A 21,914-nucleotide genomic window follows, 5' to 3' on the forward strand; every position below is an offset into this window, starting at 1 on the left:
TGCTACCGTGAGTAAAGACACTGCAATCACGAGTATTCAATGTACAATCGTGAGTAAAAACACAATTAAAGGTTTCATGTAAAAATTGTAGGGGGCGGTGCGGGCAATGTTCTTTTAAAAAATGCTACAATAAAAGAAAAAAAGAGGCGATGCACGTGAATAACGTCATTGATTTTATTGCAAAGAAAAAGGAACGTGAAGATCGAAAGCGTGCTCAGGATTTAGAGCGTTATGTAGCTACACAGTGTAATTTTCAGCAACCTGAAAATATTGATGCTCTTGTAGATGACAAACTGATTGAAGTGAAGGATCATACGTTGTTTCTGGGCTTTCTATCTATTTTAAAAGATGAGCAAATCGAGCCGCTCACGATTTTTCAAGATGTCTTTACGTTAGAACCTTCTCGTTTTGAGATGTCCTACAATATGAGATGGTGGTCAGTTGTGCAACTGGCGTTTACATTTTTAACAATTTTAAAGGAAAATGAGCCGCATACATATGCAGATTTTTTAGGTCTCTCCAAATAATCTAGGTATGTGTACGTCTGGTAAAGCCAACGTACACATACAAAACTAGATTTCTTCTTCATCTCCTCCATTCAGCTTTACAATGCTCCTTCACTTATTAAGTATTTTCATAGATATTTATAATTTCTCAATAATTTTTACTAAATATTTTTAAGACCTCCATACTTGCTTAATGTTTGTTTTATACCATTAGGGTTGTAAGCAAATAAAAATAAACCAAAACAAATGGAGGGTCCAACACATGGCAATTCAAAAATTGTGGAAAAAAGGTCTAATCGGTGCATTAGCCATTTCCATGTTGGCAGCTTGTTCTGACAGTTCATCTAGTGCAAATGAGGTAAACAAGGATTTATCGCTTGAAGAAATTACAGAAAAAGCAAAGGAAGAGGGCACTGTTAACTCTGTTGGTATGCCAGATACATGGGCGAACTGGGTGGAAACTTGGGAAGAGCTAGGAACCGAATATAGCATCAAACACAAGGATACGGATATGTCGAGTGCTGAGGAGTTAGCGAAGTTTGAAGCAGAGAAAGATGATGCGACAGCCGATATTGGGGATGTTGGAATTGCTTTTGGACCAATCGCTAAGGACAAGGGCTTAACATTACCATATAAAACTTCCTACTGGGATGAAATACCGGATTGGGCAAAAGACGATGAAGGAAACTGGATTGTTGGCTATACTGGAACAATTTCATTTTTAACAGATACAAATAATGTAAAGAATGCCCCGACCTCATGGGAGGATCTGGAAAATGGGGATTATACAGTCAGTATTGGAGATGCATTAACAGCTAACCAAGCGCAGTTTGCTATTTTAGCAGCAGCTATGGCCTTTGGTGGAGATGAATCAAACATCCAGCCAGGCGTTGATTTCTTTGCTGAATTAGCGAAACAAGGTCGTTTACAGGGGGATCCATCAGTAGCGAACTTAGAAAAAGGTGAAATCGATGTAGCGATTTTATGGGATTTTAATGCATTAGGCTATCGTCACCAAATCGATGAGGAGCGCTTCGATGTAGTGATACCAAAGGAAGGATCTGTTACTTCTGGTTATGCAACAATTATTAATAAATATGCCAAAAACCCTCATGCTGCCATGCTAGCACGTGAATACATTCTATCTGACGCTGGTCAAGAAAATTTAGCAAAAGGCTATGCGCGTCCGATTCGAGACAACGTAGAACTTCCACAAGATGTAAAGGATTTATTATTACCAGCAGATATGTATACGAATGCACAGCCAGTAAAAGATCAAAAGAAATGGGAAGAAACAACAAAGCAAATCCCTCAACTCTATCAAGAGCAGGTGTTAATCCATGCAAAATAACAAAGTGGTTCTTATTGTCATCGATGCATTGCGCTTTGATACAGCCTGTACACATATGGGATTCTTGCACCATTTAGTGGAGCGTCAGGTGGCTGCTCGCTATAAGATTTGCGCAGAGGTGCCATCATTATCAAGGCCATTATATGAGACGATTTTAACGGGGACACCCCCTATTGTTCATGGCGTTACTAGCAATATGACGGTACGCTTATCGACGCAGAAAAGTGTCTTTCATGTCGCGAAGGAGCATGGTTTATCCACGGCAGCCTCCGCCTATTATTGGGTGAGTGAGCTTTATAATAGAGCACCATTTAACTATATGGAGGACAGGCTACAGCTTGATACGCAATTACCGATTGACAATGGCTTGTTCTATTTTGAGGATCATTATCCAGATAGTCATGTATTTGCTGATGCAGCTTGGTTAATGGATCAAAAGCAGCCTGATTTCCTTTATATTCATCCTATGAATGTTGATGATGATGGTCACAAATTTACGGCGGATTCTGCACAATACCGCAATCGTGTGTTAGCGATGGATGCCCTGCTCTCATTATTTATTCCAAAGTGTATGGCACAGGGCTATGAGGTAATTGTGACGGCTGACCATGGTATGACAAGTGATGGTAATCATGGTGGAACAACGCATGAGGATCGTCATGTCCCACTGTTTGTCATTTCGGATTCCGTCAAGGCTGGTATAAAAGAAGGGATTATTTCGCAATTACAAATTGCACCACTGTGTTGTCATTTATTAAATATGGAGCCTGCGGATGATATGGTGCCCCTTTTGCTAGAAGGTGTGTATACAGCAAAAGAGGTATAGCTAAGAATAGTCGCTCCTTTTAGGTTGGAGCGACTACTATCCTTCTTGAGCCGCAAGTAATTATAGAAAGAAGTGGTTGTGTTGATATCGAAGCGGCAGTCCATTGCCTGGCTTTCGCCTTTTCTTGTACTACTCTTATTATTTTTCCTAGTGCCTTTACTGTATATGCTTATTACGAGCTTTCAAAATAGTGAGGGCTTTACATTAACGCAATACGAGTCCATTTTTACGAACGACTATATATTGCAAGGCTTTAAAAATAGTATTACATTGTCTGTTGTATCGGCTGTTATTGCATTAGTAGTCACATTGTTCGCTGTTTATGCCATGATGAAGTTGACTGAGCCAGTACGGGAGAAAATTTTAATACTAACGAACTTAACATCCAATTTTTCAGGTATTCCGTTAGCATTTGCTTTTATCGTTTTACTTGGTAATAGTGGTCTATTTACATTGTTATTTGAAAAATGGGACATTGATGCTTTGACATCCTTTTCTCTTTATAGCTGGGGCGGTTTATTACTTATTTATATTTACTTCCAGCTGCCATTATCGCTTATGTTGTTATATCCCATTTATGATGGGATTCAGCAACAGTGGAAGGAGGCAGCAGCTTTATTAGGAGCGTCTAGTTGGCAATTTTGGCTGAAGATTGGTTTACCAGTTATGTTACCTGGGATTGTAGGAACGTTTAGTGTGTTATTCGCTAATGCAATGGGAGCGTATGCCTCTGCCTATGCTCTAACAAGCAGTAATTATAATTTAGTGGCCATTCGTATAGGTTCCTTAATAAAAGGTGATATTTTTGCTCAGCCAGAGCTAGCTAGTGCCATTGCTGTTATATTAGCAGTGACAATGGTGACAGCCATGCTAATTAGTGAGTGGAGTATCTCTAAAACAAGGAGGAAAGTAAAATGAAAAAGCGAGGCTTGGCTGATTTCTTTTTCCTCCTGTTAGTGGGGTATTTACTATTGCCAGTATTGGCAACGACGCTTTATGCATTTGCATCGAAATGGAATAAAACAATATTACCAGAAGGACTTACATTAAAATGGCTTGCCACATTGTTTCAGGATACCGATTTTATCCAGGCATTTGGCCGTTCTGTGTTATTAGCAAGTGGTGCGGTTAGTATTGCACTCCTTGTCATTGTGCCAGCCATTTTCGTTATTGTTTTGTATTTTCCTACATACGAAAAATGGATACAGATAGCAGTGGTCATGGTCTATTCTTTCCCTGCAATCATTTTAGCTGTAGGGCTCATTCGAGTGTATAGCCAAATAGGTATACCAATGATATTCGTTGTTCTAGGAGCCTATGTGGTGGGGATTCTTCCTTATATCTATCAAGGAACAAGAAATAGTTTAAGAAATATAGATGCAAGGCAGCTACTTGATGCGGCCCAATTGCTTGGTGCATCAAAAAGGCAGGCTTTCACAAAAATTCTACTACCTACCGTTTATCCAGGCTTATTTGCAGGTGCTTTGTTATCATTCTCCGTCTTATTTGGTGAATTTGTTTTGATTAACCTTGTGGTTGGTTCTCGCTTTGAAACAGTTCAAATTTACTTAATGAAAAAGCTTAGCACAAGTGGACATATTGCAAGTGCAGTTGTTTTTATCTATATCGTGCTAATGGGTCTATTAACATTTGTCATTGCCATTGTAACAAAACGATCGAAAGGTGCTATAAATCTATGAGTTATCTTATTATTGAAGGGCTTCATAAAAAATACGGACAAGCAACGGTTTTAAGCAATATTCAGATGAATATCCAAAAGGGTGAATTTATTACATTGTTAGGTCCTAGTGGCTGTGGTAAGAGCACCATTTTGCGCATTGTGGCAGGCTTAACAGATGCATCGTCTGGTAAAATTACAATTGAAGGAAAAGATATGAGTGGCGTACAGCCAAAGGATCGTCAAGTGGGCATGGTCTTTCAATCCTATGCACTCTTTCCTAATATGACTGTGCAAGAAAATGTTGCCTTTGGTTTGCGCATGCAAAAAGTCAATGCGGCAGACATCGAGCAGCGTGTTCAAGAAATGCTAGCCCTCGTTCATCTAAGTGAGAAAGCCAATGCTTACCCGAACGAATTATCGGGGGGGCAACAGCAGCGTGTTGCTCTGGCACGTGCGTTAATCGTCCGTCCTAAGGTGCTGCTATTAGATGAACCCCTTAGTGCACTCGATGCTCAAATTCGCAAGAAGCTACAAGCAGATTTACGAGCTATTCAACGTAAGCTCAATATGACAATGATTTTGGTAACGCACGATCAGGAAGAGGCTATGGCCGTTTCAGACAGAATATTTGTCATGAATAATGGGAGCATTGCTCAAAACGGTACACCAACAGAGATTTATACAAGACCGAATAATGAATTTATTGCAAACTTTATTGGGCATTATAATGTCTTTACACGCGAGACTTTAGAAAACATGCTTGGAGAATCTTTAGTCGAGCAAGCCTCTAAATTTGCCATTCGACCAGAAGCACTGCATCTCAATCAACGAGAAGGAGATATGTGTCTAGTAGGAATCGCTAAACAATCATTAATGAGTGGCAATATTATTCGTACTACATTTGATGGTGAAACGGTGTTTACAATGGAACAACTACATCAACAAGGCTATTCGATTGAAATGGGCAAATCCTATAACTGTTATGTCGCAAAAGAAGATGTGATTGCACTATCATGACGTACGCCAAACTTGAAAGATTTGATTTTATATTAAAGCAATTAGAGAGAGACGGGAAAATCATTGTTGCCAATATTGCCGATGCCCTTCAGGTAGCACCAGAAACAATTCGCCGAGATTTTGATGAATTAGAGCAGCAGCATTTATTATCAAGAGTCCATGGTGGGGCTATTAAATATACGAACGTGCGCAACGAGCCTGTATTTTTACGCAAGCTGCAAATGCAAAAAGAGGCAAAGCGCCAAATTGCTCGTATGGCAGCAAAACGTATTTGTGATGGTGATACCATTGCAATTGATACAGGTACGACAACGGTCCATATGGCCGATTTTTTACTAGCGGTTGATGATATAACGGTTGTAACGAACTCGATTGCAGCAGCAATACAATTTAATTTAGCCATAGAAGAACGACGTATGACAGGCAAGGTCATATTACTAGGAGGCACTGCGAATCCAAAACAATCTTCAGTTGCAGGTGCTATGACTTTAGAGATGCTTGATAATATGAATTTTGATAAGACATTTTTATCGTGCGGTGGCATTAGTGAGGGCATTGTTTATGATTACGATTTGGATGAATCCCTTATTTCTAAGAAGATGCTCAAGCATAGTAAAGTGAGTTATTTATTAGCCGATGCAACCAAAATAAATGGCAAATCATTTTTTCAAATTTGTCATCTTGATGAATGTACAGAAATTCTTTGTGAAAGTACTTGTCCATTAGAATGGCAAGCCTATGAGGAAAAATGGACGGTATGTAATGGAGGGAAAAGCTGATGACAATTGATTATCATGTACATTTAGAAGAGGGACCTTATTCATTTCGCTGGCTAGAGCGTACATCACAGGCACTGGAGTTTTTCCAGCATGAGGATGAGGCGAAAAAAGGCTCCAAGCAACAAATGTCCTGTCAAGTACAGCGGTTAGTACAGCGAGTACAAAAGGGGTGTTATAGTGAGGAATGGTTGGATTTATATCTCGAACAGGCCAAGCAGCTTGGCTTGCGTGAGGTAGGCATTGTTGATCATTTATATCGTTTTCAAGAAACGCGTGCCTATTTCGAACGCTTTATGAGGTTGGATGATAGTGAGATTGGTCAAGTACAGCGCTATTGGCTAGATCGCGTGATGACAGAGAATATAGATGCCTTTGTGTCGACCATTCAGCAGGCGAAGGAAAAATGGCATCAACATGGCATTACTTTGAGACTGGGTATAGAGGCAGATTATTTTATTGGAGGGGAAGAGCAATTAGCTGCTTTATTAGCTGGTTATCCTTGGGATTATGTGATTGGTTCTGTCCATTTTGTTGACGGCTGGGGCTTTGATAATCCTCAAACACAACATCTTTTTGAGCAAATGGATCAGTCTGCTTTACAACAAAGTTATGAGCAATTTTTTAAGGTTGTCGAGCAAATGATTCATTCCAATATGTTTGATTTTGTTGCACATTTAGATAATTTTAAAGTATTTAATTATCAGGTGGAGAATCATGCTTTTCTTGATGCCTGGTATAAACGGATTGCCCAGGCCCTAACGACAACTCAAACTGCCACTGAAATCAATGCTGGGCTGTATTATCGTTACCCTGTAAAGGAAATGTGCCCAGGCCCTCGTTTTTTACAAACCTTACTTGACCATGGAGTGGCTTTTACTATATCCTCTGATGCGCATTTCCCTGATGATCTAGGTAAATATACAAGTGCTAATACCGAGCTACTAAAAAATCACGGTGTTCAAGCTATTGTTGCTTTTGAGCAGCGAGTCAAAAAAATGATAGCATTAACGTGATGGAAAAAAGGTGATGTCAACAGCAGAAACAGCCATTTTGAAAGGCGAGGGGTTGATTTCCGTTCTGCCAGCGTCCTTTCCAGGGGGCGTCCGACGAGCTGCTTCACTCACTCCGTTCGCTCCAATGTCTCAACTGTGACGCTAATCCCCTAGGAGTGACGTTGGCTCCGCTCCAATCAACCATTCTGCAAAAGTGTCTTTTCCTGAACAAAATAGCCCATTATTTATATTATAAGAGAGGATAGCCTCTTATTTTCAATGTGGAGAAGTGATGTGTGACAACACCCCTCCATAAAGAGTAGTGAATACCTTCACTTGAACCTTTGCAAAAAAAGTTAACATTTTTATGGAGTGGAAGGCTACTTGACTCCCGTGGGATAGCGAGACAGGCGAGCCGACAGGAAAGTAAGTAATCTGCAACGGAAATCCATTTTCACCTTTCACAAAAATTCTATGGATAGTTTTGTTTTTCAACACTATGAAAAGGCACTAAAGTTACATAATAGTGCCTTTTCATTCTGTTACATAAGTATAATGTAGCTGGCATACAAATGATTAAATTCATTTTTATAATGTGAGGCGAGTCAAATTGACATGTATAAAAGAACAACCCTTTTTACCTATTATTATACAATCGGGTCAGTATGCCTACGGGGTTGCCCGCTCTTTTTATGAAGCGTATCGTATCAAGAGTCTTGTTATTGAGCCCACTGTAAAAGGGGCAACAATGCGTTCACTCTTTTTGGGAGGCTCACAGGGAATTGCTACGCAAAATAGTAGCATTCTGGATTTTCACTATGTAGAGCGTCTAGATGACCCTGCCCATTTTGTACAAGCTTTAATCGAGGTTGCCATGCAGTGCCAACAGAATAAATTGATTTTAATCGTTTGTGACTGCTATTATGCAGAGCTTATCATTGAAAATAAAGAACGGCTTGAAACATATTTTATTTTACCTTATATAGATCAAGCTTTACTAAAGAAGGTGCAAACGAAGGAAAAATTTTATCAGCTTTGTGATCAGTATAAGTTAAACTACCCCAAAACCATGATCATAACTAATGAGCATCACGCAGTCAGCGAACTCCCTTTCCAGTATCCCATTATCATTAAACCTTCCAATGCAGTGACATATACGCACTGTTCATTTCCCGAAAAGAAAAAAATATTTCTTGCAAATAATGCCAGTGAGATGCAATACATTATTCGCAGTATTTATCGTTCAAGCTATGAAGATTCCTTGATTGTTCAAGAATTTATTCCAGGTGATGATTCTTCTATTCGTGTACTAGATGTATTTGTAGGAAGAGATCATAAAGTCAAATTGATGTGTGTCAGCAATAAACTGCTTGAAGATCCTTCTCCGCAAAATAAAGGTATTTCTTTAGCTGTTATGACAGACTACGATGAACAGCTAATGGATTCCATTCGATACTTTTTAGAGGACATTGGCTATACAGGTTTTGCTAATTTTGATATGAAATATGATGCTCGAGACGGGATCTATAAGCTATTTGAAATGAATTTGCGAGCAGGGGCTTCCAGCTACTATGTGACGGCGAGCGGTCATAATTTAATGCAGTATATGGTGGATGATTATTTGCTTGGCGTTTATCATGAACGAACGTATGTCCAAACTAAGCATCTATGGTCACTACTTCCGCTAAAAACTTTATTTAAACACATGAACAATGAAAAATTAAAATTAGAAGCAAAGCGATTAGTGAAAGAAGGACAATACACAGATGCATTACTGTATAAAGAAGATATGAATATTAAACGTTGGATGAAGCTGAAATTGTATAATCAGTACTTACATGTAAAGTACAGCAAGTATTTTAATGAAAGCGATGGTTAGCATATGTAAACGAAAGGATAGCGCTTCAAAACTGAAGGATAGAACGCTAAAGCTGATGGATAATTACTCCTATCATCATGTAATTAAGTCGAAACCACGACATTTGAGGCGCAAACCTTGTAGGAAGTATCAACTATTCAGTATAATAATAAAATGGGAATTCAAGTGCATGGATTTCGTTTGAAAGGAGTTACCTGATTGCGATGAATGAGGAACAACGCTTAGCTAATCAACAGGTCAATCAACCAAAAAAAGAAGACAAGCCTGAAAAGGATTATAGTAAATATTTTGAGAAGGTCTTTACAGCACCTTCCTTAAAAGATGCTAAAAAACGTGGCAAAGAAGATGTCAAGTATCATAAGGATTTTAGCATTGCAGAAGAGTTCGCAGAAATGGGCAAAGATCGCACCTTCTATATTCGTACTTATGGCTGCCAAATGAATGAGCATGACACAGAAGTGATGGCCGGGATTTTTATGCAGCTTGGTTACACACCAACAGAGATGATTGAAGAGGCTGACGTTGTCTTGCTGAATACATGTGCTATTCGTGAAAATGCAGAAAACAAAGTATTTGGAGAACTGGGTTTCCTGCTGAAATATAAACGAAAAAACCCTGAGATGCTTATCGGGGTTTGTGGCTGTATGTCGCAAGAGGAATCTGTTGTTAATAAAATTTTAAGAAGCTATCCACACGTCGATATGGTATTTGGTACGCACAATATTCACCGTTTACCAAACATTTTAAAAGAAGCCTATATGTCGAAGGAAATGGTGATTGAGGTTTGGTCTAAAGAAGGCGATGTCATTGAAAATCTGCCGAAAAAACGCCTTGGCTCCATTAAGGCTTGGGTTAATATTATGTATGGTTGCGATAAATTCTGTACGTATTGTATCGTTCCATATACTCGTGGTAAAGAGCGCAGTCGTCGTCCAGAGGAAATCATTGCCGAAGTTCGTGAGTTAGCGGCTGCGGGCTATAAAGAAATTATGCTGCTGGGACAAAATGTCAACGCTTACGGGAAGGATTTTGAGGATATCGACTATCGTCTTGGCGATTTAATGGATGAATTAAGAAAGATCGATATTCCACGTATCCGTTTTACTACGAGTCATCCGCGTGATTTTGATGATCATTTAATCGAAATCCTTGCAAAGCGTGGCAACTTAGTGGAGCATATCCATTTACCAGTTCAATCTGGCTCGAATGACGTCCTAAAAATTATGGCGCGTAAATACACACGTGAGCATTTCCTTGGTTTAGTAGACAGAATTAAAGCCGCAATACCTGAAGTAACACTAACAACAGATATTATCGTTGGCTATCCGAATGAAACAGAGGAGCAATTTGAGGAAACATTGTCCTTATATCGTGAAGTTGGCTTTGAGGCTGCATTTACGTATATTTATTCTCCTCGTGAAGGAACACCAGCTGCCAAAATGGTCGACAATGTACCTGAAGAGGTGAAAAAAGAGCGTCTTCAACGTTTAAATGAAGTGGTGGGTGAATACTCACGCAAAGCATTAGAACGGTTAAATGGTGAGGTTGTCGAAGTATTAGTTGAAGGTACAAGTAAACGACGAGACGATGTGCTAGCGGGCTATACGCGGAAAAATCGTTTAGTTAACTTTAAAGCACCAGCAGAAGTAATTGGTCAATTAGTAAAAGTAAAAATAATAGAGACTACATCTTATTCACTTACGGGTGAATTTGTGGAAGTCGTAAAAAATGAAAAGGTGGAAGCGTAAATGACACAAGTGTTATATACAAAAGAAGATTTAATTAAAAAATCACATGAAATTGCACATATGATTGCAAATACACCAGAGGTTGAATTTTTCAAAAAGGCAGAAGCACAGATTAATGAAAATCAACAAGTACGTGAACGTATTGCAAGCTTAAAAAGCTTACAAAAACAGGCGGTTAATTTCCAACACTTAGGGAAAGAAAAAGCATTAAAAATGATTGAAGATAAAATTGCTAAAATCGAAGAAGAAATTAATGCTATTCCAGTTGTGCAACAATTTAAAGAATCACAAGGCGATGTCAATGATTTATTGCAACTGGTATCGAATACCATCGCAAATAATGTTACAAATGAAATTGTTCGCTCAACTGGTGGCGATGTTCTTCGTGGTGAAACGGGTTCATACGTAGAAAATACTCAGCCAGGTAGCTGCTCTTAATAAATCCTCGAAATCAAAGCTCGAATGACAGCATTCGAGCTTTTTTCATGTCTTCTTCTATTGAAGCATTCCCATGCTATAGCAGACCTCTCACGGAAAAAGATTTGGACGATACTTTTCATTCTCTAAAAATATATGTTCACCCAATGGGCGCTACCTGCATATGATGGAGTGAAAAGAGTCGAAGGAGGAATTGCGCTGAAACGTTTACGACAAATCGTGACGAAAGCAGTAGTTGCCAAAGGGAAGAAGAGAACGGAAGAACGTGTAACATTATCACCAACAAATAAACCGACAAGTATTTTAGGATGCTGGGTAATCAATCATACTTGCTCTGCGAAAAGAGTCGGGAAATTTGTAGAAGTAACTGGGAAATTTGATGTCAATGTGTGGTATGCCTATAGTAACCATTCGAAAACAGCTGTGTTTTCCGAAACGGTTCACTATAAAGACAAAGTGAAGCTTCATTATCGTGAAGGTGAAATTAGCGTTGGTGATGATGTTCGTGTACGTGTGATACAAGAACCAAATTGTATTGAAGCGATTATCTCTCCATGTGGTACGAAGTTTGAAATTGTTGTAGAACGTGAAGTAGTTGTCGAAGTAATGGGTGAAACAACAATTTGTATTAGTGTCCATCCATTAGACTATGAAGAAGATTGGAGCTTTAATGATGAAAGTTCTTCATCCTCCTCATCAAGCTCCAGCTCATCTTCCAGCTCTGATGGAGAAAGCAGGTATGTGTTAGAGTCTTCATCGTTTCCTGATGAACGACCAAGATAAGTCTAAAAAACATCATTTTTTGATACATGCGAAATGCTAGCATCTTAAAAAAGGTGAAGGAAGCGTTTCGCATGTATCTTTTGTTATAATAAAAATATCTATATGGTAAGAGCGAGGTAAATAATTATATGACAACATATACACCAATGATGCAACAGTATCTACAGGTAAAGGAAGACTACAAAGATGCCTTTTTATTTTTTAGATTAGGTGACTTTTATGAAATGTTTTTTGAGGATGCCATCAATGCCTCACAAATTTTAGAGATTACATTAACGAGCCGAGATGCAGGCGCAAAAGAGCGAATACCAATGTGTGGTGTGCCGCATCATTCGGCTAAAAATTATATTGAAACACTTGTGCAAAAGGGCTATAAAGTGGCGATTTGTGAACAAACAGAAGATCCAAAGCAAGCAAAAGGTGTGGTCAAACGTGAAGTGGTTCAGCTTATCACACCCGGAACCATTATGGAAGGTAAGGCGCTTGACGGTAAAACCAACCACTTTATTGGGGCAGCAGAGCAATTAGATGACACGACATTTGGCTATGCCTATTTAGATTTATCGACAGGTGAAGCAGTGGCTTCTTCTATTGAAGGCGATGGAAAAGCCCTCTTAATGCAAATGCAGGCTTATGGTATTCGAGAGCTTATTGTAACGGATAGTTTACAGCTACTATTAGCAGAGCACGCCGTTCATGCTGGGATTGTGCTATCAGTTGAAGTGGATGAAATGCCTATGGACAAAGCAGCAAGCTATTTAGAAGCCGTACCTCAGCCATTACAAGTTGCCTGTCTTCGTTTGTTAGCGTATATCGATCAAACACAAATGCGCTCTTTATCGCATATTCAAGCTTTCACGTTTAATGAAATTAAAAATTATTTACGCATTGATTCTAGCTCCAAACGAAACTTAGAGTTGATTCAATCGATTCGTGGTGGAGACCAAAAAGGAACACTTTTATGGCTATTAGATGATACCGTGACAGCAATGGGTGGGCGAAAATTAAAACAATGGCTACATCAGCCGCTGGCTACTCGTACAGCGATTGAGGACAGGATGGCGATTGTCACGGATTTATTGGAAGAATATTTTGTGCGCACTGAGTTACAAGCTTCCTTAAAACAAGTCTATGATTTAGAGCGTTTGGCTGGTCGTGTTGCGTTTGGCAATGTAGGCGGACGTGATTTAGCCCAATTACGTGATTCATTGCGCCAAGTGCCAGCTATTCAGCAGCAGCTGATGGGGGCAAATAAAGAGACGTTACAGCAATTAGGTGTAGCACTTGATACATGCACAGATGTCGAGGCTTTATTAGCAATGGCGATCACTGATAATCCGCCTATTACCATTAAAGAAGGGGATGTCATCCGTGATGGCTACAATGAGCGTTTAGACGAACTACGCTATGCTGCTCGCAACGGTAAAGATTGGATTGCCCAACTTGAACAAGAAGAGCGAATGAAAACAGGCATTAAAAATTTAAAAATAGGCTATAATCGAATTTTTGGTTACTATATTGAAATTACAAAATCGAATATTCATTTAGCTGACTTAACACGCTATGAGCGCAAACAAACGTTGGCGAATGCAGAGCGCTATATTACACACGAACTAAAAGAAAAAGAAGCATTAATTTTAAATGCAGAGGAAGAAAGCTTAACATTAGAGTACAATCTGTTTGTGGAAATTCGAGAGGCATTAAAGGCATATATCCCACGTGTACAAGCACTTGCAGCAAGTATTAGTGAGCTAGATGTTTTACTAAGCTTTGCAAGTGTTTCAGAAAAATATCGTTTTACAAAACCAGAATTTCATGGTGGACGTGCGCTCGAAATTATAGAGGGACGACATCCAGTTGTTGAAAAAATGTTAAATAAGCAAATGTATGTACCAAATGATTGTGTGCTAGAAGAGCAGCATAATATGATGCTTATTACAGGGCCGAATATGTCTGGTAAAAGTACTTATATGCGCCAAGTAGCCTTAATTGTTGTTATGGCGCAAATGGGCTGTTATGTACCTGCTGAAAAGGCGAAACTGCCTATTACCGATCAAATTTTTACGCGCATTGGAGCGGCTGATGATTTAGCAGCAGGACAATCCACATTTATGGTAGAAATGCTTGAATCACAACATGCTATTATGCATGCAACAAAAAATAGCTTGATGCTATTTGATGAAATCGGACGTGGCACATCGACTTATGACGGCATGAGTTTGGCACAATCGATGATGGAATATATTCATGATAAAATCGGTGCAAATACATTATTTTCTACGCATTATCATGAATTAACGGCACTGGAAAAGGATTTACCTCGCTTACAAAATGTCCATGTATCGGCTACGGAAAAAAATGGAACGGTTGTGTTCTTGCATAAGGTGAAAAAAGGAGCCGCTGATAAATCCTATGGTATTCATGTAGCACAGCTCGCACAATTGCCAGAAGAAATTTTAGCGAGAGCGCGTGTTTTACTGGAGAATTTTGAGGCTGGGAAAGAAGTAGTTGCTGAAACACAAGTAATGGCTGAACAACCCGTGCAAATGTCTTTGTTTGCAGAGGAAGAGCCGATTTCACCAGCCGAGGCAGAGGTGCTAAAAAAATTAGAAAAAGTCAATATTTTAGGCACTTCACCTATGCAGGCAATGAATATTTTATATGAGCTACAGCAAGAGCTAATCAACGTAAAAAAATAGATAAAGGAGTGATACGTTAGTGGGAAACATACAAATTATGGACGAGTGGCTATCCAATAAAATCGCAGCAGGAGAGGTAGTAGAAAGACCAGCTTCTGTTGTCAAAGAGCTAGTGGAAAATGCCATTGATGCGGGGAGTACGTCCATTGATGTTTTTTTACTAGAAGCGGGTCTCACTTCCATTCAAGTAATAGATAATGGTAATGGTATGGATGAAGAGGATGCATTGATGTCATTCTCTCGCCATGCTACTAGTAAAATTCATCAGGAACATGATTTATTCCGCATTCGTACACTTGGTTTCCGTGGGGAAGCATTGGCATCCATTGCTTCTGTTTCTAAAATGACGCTGATAACATCAAATGGTGAATCTGGAACGCATTTAGAGCTTGAAGGTGGACATATCCTAACACATAAGCCTGGCCCTTTGCGTAAAGGTACGGATTTAACGGTATCTCAGCTATTTTTTAACACGCCCGCACGCTTAAAATATATGAAAACTATTCAAACTGAACTTGGGCATACGATAGACCTAATGAATCGCCTAGCACTTAGCAATCCACAAATTGCATTCAGATTACTGCATAATGGTCAACAATTATTGCAAACCAATGGGCGAGGAGATGTGCAACAAGTACTGGCCGCTATTTACGGTGTACATAATGCCAAGAAGATGGTGCCGTTCCAAGGCGAATCATATGATTATCGAATTTCTGGCTTTGTGTCCTTGCCTGAGGTGACACGTGCTTCCAAAAATTATATGTCTCTGTTTGTTAATGGTCGCTGGGTCAAGCATTATTTAGTGCAAAAAGTGGTTGTGGATGCCTACCATACGTATTTACCCATCGAACGCTATCCGATAGTTGTCCTTTATATAGAGGGAGATCCTTATTTAACAGATGTCAATGTGCATCCTGCGAAACATCAAATTCGTTTAAGTAAAGAGCCAGAGCTTTTGAAATTAATCGAGGAAACCATCCGTGAAAAAATACGCAGCGTTATTCGCGTACCTCAGATGGAGAAGAAAGAAAAAAGTGTCAAACCTACTAATGAGCAACTTAATATTTGGAAGCCTGCTCCCAAAATAGATGTAGAGAAGATGCATGCAATTGTTGAGAAACTATATGATGTCCAAACCATTCAAGAGAGCAATCGTGAACAGTTGGTCGTGCCAGAGCCTGTACCTACTATGATAGAGGATAGCTGGCAGCCCGATCTGCGATTGGAGACTGAGACAGTTGAACAAGTAAGCAGTGTAGAACAACAAGAAGTAATTGAGAATGAGTCTACGAAAGAGCCATTTCCTGAACTAGAAGTAGTTGGGCAAATCCATGGCACATACATTGTTGCACAAATGGAAGATGGTTTTTATTTAATTGATCAACATGCTGCACAAGAACGCATTAAATATGAATTTTTCCGTGAAAAGGTCGGTCAAGTCAATCCGCATGAACGTCAAGCATTATTGCTTCCACTAACTTTCCACTATGCGGCCGATGAAGCACTTATTTTACGAGAATACAAGCATGAGCTAGAAGCTGTAGGTGTATTTTTAGAGGAATTTGGTCAGTCATCTTTTGTTGTACGTGAGCACCCAAGTTGGTTCCCACAAGGGGAAGAGCAGGAAATCATTGAGGATTTAATTGAACAGGTGCTAACAACGAAAAAGGCCGATGTCAAAAAATTACGTGAAGCAGCGGCGATTATGATGAGCTGTAAAAAATCGATCAAAGCCAATCATTATTTAACAAAAGAACAAATGGAAACATTACTACGAGATTTACGTAATGCAGATAATCCATTTACATGCCCTCATGGACGTCCAGTGCTTATTCATTTTACATCGTATGAAGTGGAAAAAATGTTCAAACGGGTTATGTAGAGACAAGGGGGAAGTTGGGATGGGCGAATTTATTTTAGCGATTGATCAAGGAACGACAAGTTCAAGGGCTATTTTATTTAATAAAAAAGGTGAAATTGTTCATGTCGCACAAAAAGAATTTCAGCAAATTTTTCCGAAGGCTGGCTGGGTAGAGCATAATGCAAATGAAATTTGGGGTTCTATTCTAGCCGTTATTGCGGCGGTCTTAACCGAAAGTGGGCACGAAGCAAGTGAGGTACATGCCATTGGCATTACCAATCAACGCGAAACGACAGTTGTATGGGATAAAAAGACAGGTCAGCCCATTTACAATGCGATTGTCTGGCAATCGCGCCAAACACAGGACATTGTGAATACCTTAAAAGATCAAGGCCATGAAGAGCTTTTTCAGCAAAAAACAGGGCTACGCCTAGATGCTTATTTTTCTGCAACAAAAATTAAATGGATTTTAGACAATGTGGATGGCGCACGCGCAATGGCAAACAATGGAGATTTGCTATTTGGGACGATTGATTCTTGGATTGTTTGGCGATTATCAAAAGGAAAGGCTCATGTAACCGACTATTCAAATGCAGCTCGAACATTGCTTTACAATATTCATGAATTGCAATGGGATGATGAGCTTTGTCAGCTTTTAGCTATTCCAATGTCAATGTTACCTGAAGTGAAAAATTCATCTGAAATATACACGGAAACAGCACCAAGTATTTTCTTTGGTGAAAAAATTCCGATTGCAGGGATTGCAGGTGATCAACAAGCCGCTCTTTTTGGTCAAACTTGCTTTACAAAAGGAATGGCTAAAAACACTTACGGTACTGGCTGTTTTATGCTATTAAATACAGGCCAGCAAGCAGTGACCTCTGAAAATGGTTTACTGACGACTATTGCTTGGGGGATAGATGGAAAAGTGACCTATGCATTAGAAGGTAGTGTTTTTGTAGCAGGGTCAGCAATCCAATGGCTACGAGATGGGCTACGTATGATTCGTACTGCTGAGGATTCCGAAACCTATGCTAAAAAGGTGAAGAACACGGATGGTGTCTACATTGTCCCTGCCTTTGTTGGTCTAGGAACTCCTTATTGGGATACAGATGCTCGTGGTGCCATTTTTGGCTTAACACGAGGAACATCAAAAGAGCATTTCATCCGGGCAACACTTGAATCATTAGCCTATCAAACAAAGGATGTACTGGATGCAATGGAAGAAGCAGCGGGTACCCCGATTGAAGTACTCCGTGTCGATGGTGGGGCTGTTAAAAATCATTTATTAATGCAGTTCCAAAGTGATGTTTTACAGCTACAAGTTGAGCTAGCACAGCTTAATGAATCAACAGCACTAGGTGCAGCCTATTTAGCAGGTCTTGCCACAAACTTTTGGCCAAACCAAGAGACCTTATCTGCATTATGGATGAGTGGCCAAACCTACCAACCACAAATGGAGGACGAGCAAGCCACAGCTCTTTATACTGGCTGGCAAAAGGCTGTAGAGGCCACACGAATTTTTAAATCATAGCTATTGGGGGAGAAAGGTATGTTTTCATTTGAGCATCGTCCAAAAATTTTATATTATCTAGAGCACTATAGCTTTGACGTATTAGTCATTGGTGGTGGTATTACAGGTGCAGGAATTGCATTAGATGCCGCATCAAGAGGCCTTTCTGTCGCATTAATTGACATGCAGGATTTTTCAGCTGGTACGTCGAGCCGTTCAACCAAGCTGATTCACGGTGGCCTACGTTATTTAAAGCAATTTGATGTGGGTGTCGTAGCGGAAGTGGGGCGTGAACGTGAAATCGTTTATGATAATGCGGTTCATGTCACAACGCCTGAAAAAATGCTATTACCTTTATATAAGAAGGGCTCACTTAGTCCGTTTACAACATCTATAGCATTAAAGGTTTATGACCGCTTGGCGGGTGTCAAAAAACATGAACGTAGAACAATGTTAAACGTCCAAGAAACCCTAGCATTAGAACCTTTACTTAATGAAGATGGACTTGTGGGTGGAGGGTATTATGTTGAATATCGTACGGATGATGCACGTCTGACGATTGAAGTATTGAAAAAGGCTGCAGAATATGGAGCATTGTGTCTCAATTATGCAGAGATGACGGAATTTATCTACAAAAAGAAAAAGCTTGTTGGCATTAAAGTGAAGGATCATGTTACGGGAACAATACTCGATGTACATGCAGCACAAATTGTCAATGCTACAGGCCCTTGGGTAGATGACGTACGACACAAGGATAAAGTAACAGATAACAAGCAATTACGTCTGACAAAAGGCGTTCATATTGTCCTCAACCAAAAGGATTTTCCACTGAAGCAAGCTGTTTATTTTGATATTCCTGATGGACGTATGGCTTTTGCAATTCCGCGAGATGACAAAACCTATATAGGGACAACGGATACAGTCTTTGAGGGAAATCTTGTACACCCTGTTGCTACACAGCAAGATGTAGATTATTTAATTGAGGCTGCTAAAAAAGTCTTTCCAACTGCTACTATTACAAGAGAAACGATTGAATCATCCTGGGCAGGAGTACGCCCGCTCATTTATGAAAAAGGAAAGGACCCTTCTGAAATTTCAAGGAAAGATGAAATATGGACAGCGCCAAGTGGTTTAATGACAATCGCTGGCGGTAAGCTCACAGGCTATCGTCAAATGGCTGAAACAATTGTCGATAAAATTGTAAAAGCTCGTCGCTATAAGCATGCAAGTGCTTGTTTAACACGTGAGCTCTCACTGTCTGGTGCAAAAGGAATCAACGCGATTAATTTCCCTGACTATATGGCTTATAAAGCACGAGAAGGTGTACAATACGGCTTAAATTATGATGAAGCCAAACAGCTTGTACAAAAGTATGGCACAAATGTAGATGGATTATTTAATCGTGTTAAATTTTTACATGAACATGGCAGTACAATGCCTCTAGCTTTACACGCTATGCTACTGTATGGCATGGAAGAGGAAATGGTCTATACACCGAGCGACTTCTTTATTCGTCGTACAGGCTTGCTTTACTTTGATATTGAGGCCGTCAAGCTTTATAAGCAGCAAGTAATTCAAGTGATGCAACAACACTTGAATTATACGGAGGAACAGAAACACAAGTATATGGCTGAATTAGAGCAAGCCATTAAGGATGCAACAAATTTTGTGAAAAAAGGGGAGTAAGGGATGGAGCGTTATATTCAAATGTCGGATGGACATTTTGTCTTTACTCGAACATTGGAGCCCACAACGCCATGTATTGGTCATATTCACATTTTGCATGGTATGGCAGAGCACAGTGGTCGCTATTTAACATTTGCTAAAACACTCAATACGGCAGGCTATGTAGTGACGATGCACGATCATCGTGGTCACGGTGAAACGGCAGCCTATAATGGCACGTTAGGTTTTTTTGCTGAAAAGAACGGCTTTGAGCGTGTGGTAAAAGATGCCCATGAAGTGGTCACGCAATTACATGCGCCTTACGCAAATGTACCATTCATTATTTTTGGTCATAGTATGGGGTCATTCATTACTAGACGATATATTCAACTGTATGGTGAACAAGTAGACAATGTTATTCTCTGTGGTACGGGAAATGTGACAGCCCTGCATGCTGTTGGAAATATCGTAGCCAAGGTATTAGCTAAGGGGCTAGGGAAAGAAACTGAAAGTAAGTTGCTAAATCAATTGAGTTTTGGTAGCTTTAATAAACAGTTTCCAAATCCAAAGACGGCCTATGACTGGCTATGTTCTGTCCAACAAGAGGTGCAGAAGTATATAGATGACCCATATTGTGGCTTTATTCCAACCAATCAATTTTTTGTCGATTTAACAACAGGCTTTGCAACACTTAATCGTAAAAAAGAATTAGCAAAAATGAGAAAAAATCTTCCTATTCTCTTGATAAGCGGAAGTAAAGACCCGGTTGGCGAACAGGGGCTGGGCGTTTACACAGTTGCTGAACAATTGGCAACAGTAGGAGTAAAAGATGTAACGGTTTATTTATTTGAGGACAAACGGCATGAAATTTTAAATGAAGACAATCAAGAAGCGGTCTTTCAAGTATTATTACGGTGGTTAGAAAAATATGATAGAAACTAAATTACAGCAGGCAGAGGTCGTAGCGATTGTAGGACCAACTGCCTCTGGTAAAACAGCTTTAAGCATTGAACTGGCGAAAAAATATAACGGTGAAGTCATTAATGGCGACTCCATGCAAATTTATAAAGGACTCGATATTGGGACTGCTAAAATTAAGGAAGAAGAGATGGAGGGCGTACCACACCATCTACTCAGTTTTTTAGAGCCGACAGAATCTTTTTCAGTAGCGGATTATCAAAAATTAGTCCGAGCAAAAATTGCAGAAATCCAATCTCGACAAAAATTACCCATTATAGTAGGTGGCTCAGGCTTATATGTACAAGCGGTCCTCTATGATTTCCAATTTACTGATGAGAAAGTTGATGAGGAAGCACGAAAAGCCTACTATGATGAATTAGCAAAGCTTGGCCCTGAGGCAATGCATGATAAATTAAAACAACTAGACCCTCAAACAGCGGAGACGATTCATCCAAACAATACGCGTCGTGTCATTCGTGCATTAGAAATGCTGGAATTAAGCGGTGTATCCAAAGCAGCTGAAGCACAAAACCGAGGGGAAGTACCTCTCTATAAGCATGTCATTTTGGGGTTAGGTCAAAATATGACCCGTGAAGTGCTTTATGACCGCATTAACCGTCGTGTTGATTTAATGATGGACAATGGCCTTTTAGAAGAAGTCAAAGGTTTATGGCAGCAAAATATTCGAAATGTGCAGTCCATACAAGCAATTGGCTATAAGGAATTGTATGATTATTTGGATGACAAATGTACCCTCGAAGAAGCTATTGATAGCTTAAAACAAAATTCACGCCGCTATGCAAAAAGACAACTTACCTATTTTCGCAATAAAATGGATGTCCATTTTATTACGACGGATGAACAATTATAATAATTAAGAAAAATTTCTAAAAATTACTAATTGATAAATTGGTAGAACATGCTACTATAGGAGTGAAGAGGTAGAAAGTTAGTGGGGAGGCTATTTGATGAAATCAATCAACTTGCAAGATACGTTCTTGAACCAACTACGTAAAAACAGTGTTTTTGTAACTGTATTTCTGTTAAATGGATTTCAGTTAAAAGGGACTGTGAAATCATATGACAATTTTACAGTTTTATTAATGGATGCTGAAAATAAGCAGCACCTAATCTACAAGCACGCCATTTCTACATTCGTTCCAGCAAAACAAATAGAGTTTTTAGAGACAGAAGGATAAAAAATTGTTAAACAGCT

General features: G+C 39.5%; 19 protein-coding genes. All 19 read left to right on the plus strand.

Going from position 1 to position 21,914, the window contains the following annotated elements; all coding sequences use genetic code 11:
- Positions 1-149: 149 nt before the first annotated feature.
- The 19 genes from NST76_RS05450 to hfq all read left to right on the plus strand — a co-directional run bounded on the left by NST76_RS05450 (position 150) and on the right by hfq (position 21,897).
- Positions 150-527: a 2-oxoglutarate ferredoxin oxidoreductase subunit beta gene (locus NST76_RS05450; protein ID WP_230593789.1), complete on the plus strand. Its 378-nt coding sequence runs from the start codon at positions 150-152 to the stop codon at positions 525-527.
- 241 nt (positions 528-768) lie between these two features.
- Entirely contained in the window at positions 769-1,857 is a 1,089-nt protein-coding gene (locus tag NST76_RS05455; protein WP_342544714.1) for an extracellular solute-binding protein, read from the plus strand.
- Positions 1,847-2,683: an alkaline phosphatase family protein gene (locus NST76_RS05460; protein WP_058843915.1), complete on the plus strand. Its 837-nt coding sequence runs from the start codon at positions 1,847-1,849 to the stop codon at positions 2,681-2,683. The genes NST76_RS05455 and NST76_RS05460 overlap by 11 nt, the downstream gene beginning before the upstream one ends.
- Before the next feature lie 72 nt (positions 2,684-2,755).
- On the plus strand, positions 2,756-3,601 hold the full coding sequence (locus tag NST76_RS05465; RefSeq protein WP_170829782.1) for an ABC transporter permease subunit: 846 nt from the start codon (positions 2,756-2,758) through the stop codon (positions 3,599-3,601).
- Complete coding sequence (locus NST76_RS05470; protein ID WP_342544716.1) at positions 3,598-4,383, plus strand: ABC transporter permease subunit; 786 nt, start codon at positions 3,598-3,600, stop codon at positions 4,381-4,383. Before NST76_RS05465 ends, NST76_RS05470 begins: the two co-directional genes overlap by 4 nt.
- Entirely contained in the window at positions 4,380-5,381 is a 1,002-nt protein-coding gene (locus NST76_RS05475) for an ABC transporter ATP-binding protein (protein WP_271912541.1), read from the plus strand. Before NST76_RS05470 ends, NST76_RS05475 begins: the two co-directional genes overlap by 4 nt.
- Positions 5,378-6,160 (plus strand): DeoR/GlpR family DNA-binding transcription regulator, encoded by a 783-nt coding sequence (locus tag NST76_RS05480; RefSeq protein WP_036121221.1) that lies wholly within the window; start codon positions 5,378-5,380, stop codon positions 6,158-6,160. The genes NST76_RS05475 and NST76_RS05480 overlap by 4 nt, the downstream gene beginning before the upstream one ends.
- Positions 6,160-7,173, plus strand: coding sequence for a histidinol phosphate phosphatase domain-containing protein (locus tag NST76_RS05485; RefSeq protein ID WP_089932031.1), 1,014 nt, complete (start codon positions 6,160-6,162; stop codon positions 7,171-7,173). The genes NST76_RS05480 and NST76_RS05485 overlap by 1 nt, the downstream gene beginning before the upstream one ends.
- A 589-nt stretch (positions 7,174-7,762) precedes the next feature.
- Positions 7,763-9,031 carry an ATP-grasp domain-containing protein gene (locus NST76_RS05490; RefSeq protein WP_036121207.1) on the plus strand — a complete coding sequence of 423 codons (1,269 nt, stop codon included), beginning with the start codon at positions 7,763-7,765 and terminating at the stop codon, positions 9,029-9,031.
- A 203-nt stretch (positions 9,032-9,234) separates the two neighbouring features.
- Entirely contained in the window at positions 9,235-10,779 is a 1,545-nt protein-coding gene (miaB, locus tag NST76_RS05495) for a tRNA (N6-isopentenyl adenosine(37)-C2)-methylthiotransferase MiaB (RefSeq protein ID WP_036121204.1), read from the plus strand.
- Positions 10,780-11,217 carry a RicAFT regulatory complex protein RicA family protein gene (locus tag NST76_RS05500; RefSeq protein ID WP_058844648.1) on the plus strand — a complete coding sequence of 146 codons (438 nt, stop codon included), beginning with the start codon at positions 10,780-10,782 and terminating at the stop codon, positions 11,215-11,217. It begins immediately after the preceding gene.
- Positions 11,218-11,352: 135 nt separating this feature from the next.
- On the plus strand, positions 11,353-12,000 hold the full coding sequence (gene cotE, locus NST76_RS05505; RefSeq protein WP_170829783.1) for an outer spore coat protein CotE: 648 nt from the start codon (positions 11,353-11,355) through the stop codon (positions 11,998-12,000).
- A 128-nt stretch (positions 12,001-12,128) separates the two neighbouring features.
- Positions 12,129-14,699, plus strand: coding sequence for a DNA mismatch repair protein MutS (mutS, locus tag NST76_RS05510; protein ID WP_342544718.1), 2,571 nt, complete (start codon positions 12,129-12,131; stop codon positions 14,697-14,699).
- Positions 14,700-14,718: 19 nt separating this feature from the next.
- Positions 14,719-16,581: a DNA mismatch repair endonuclease MutL gene (gene mutL, locus NST76_RS05515; RefSeq protein ID WP_101966384.1), complete on the plus strand. Its 1,863-nt coding sequence runs from the start codon at positions 14,719-14,721 to the stop codon at positions 16,579-16,581.
- Positions 16,582-16,600: 19 nt separating this feature from the next.
- A complete protein-coding gene (gene glpK / locus NST76_RS05520; RefSeq protein WP_342544720.1) occupies positions 16,601-18,094 on the plus strand; it encodes a glycerol kinase GlpK in 1,494 nt (497 codons plus the stop codon).
- 18 nt (positions 18,095-18,112) lie between these two features.
- Positions 18,113-19,759: a glycerol-3-phosphate dehydrogenase/oxidase gene (locus tag NST76_RS05525; RefSeq protein ID WP_036124680.1), complete on the plus strand. Its 1,647-nt coding sequence runs from the start codon at positions 18,113-18,115 to the stop codon at positions 19,757-19,759.
- 3 nt (positions 19,760-19,762) lie between these two features.
- A complete protein-coding gene (locus NST76_RS05530; protein WP_141903518.1) occupies positions 19,763-20,680 on the plus strand; it encodes an alpha/beta hydrolase in 918 nt (305 codons plus the stop codon).
- Positions 20,667-21,569, plus strand: coding sequence for a tRNA (adenosine(37)-N6)-dimethylallyltransferase MiaA (miaA, locus tag NST76_RS05535; protein WP_036124676.1), 903 nt, complete (start codon positions 20,667-20,669; stop codon positions 21,567-21,569). The genes NST76_RS05530 and miaA overlap by 14 nt, the downstream gene beginning before the upstream one ends.
- 97 nt (positions 21,570-21,666) lie before the next feature.
- A complete protein-coding gene (hfq, locus tag NST76_RS05540; RefSeq protein ID WP_036124674.1) occupies positions 21,667-21,897 on the plus strand; it encodes an RNA chaperone Hfq in 231 nt (76 codons plus the stop codon).
- Positions 21,898-21,914 lie beyond the last annotated feature (17 nt).

Source organism: Lysinibacillus sp. FSL W7-1291 (genome assembly GCF_038593415.1).
GTDB lineage: Bacteria > Bacillota > Bacilli > Bacillales_A > Planococcaceae > Lysinibacillus > Lysinibacillus fusiformis_D.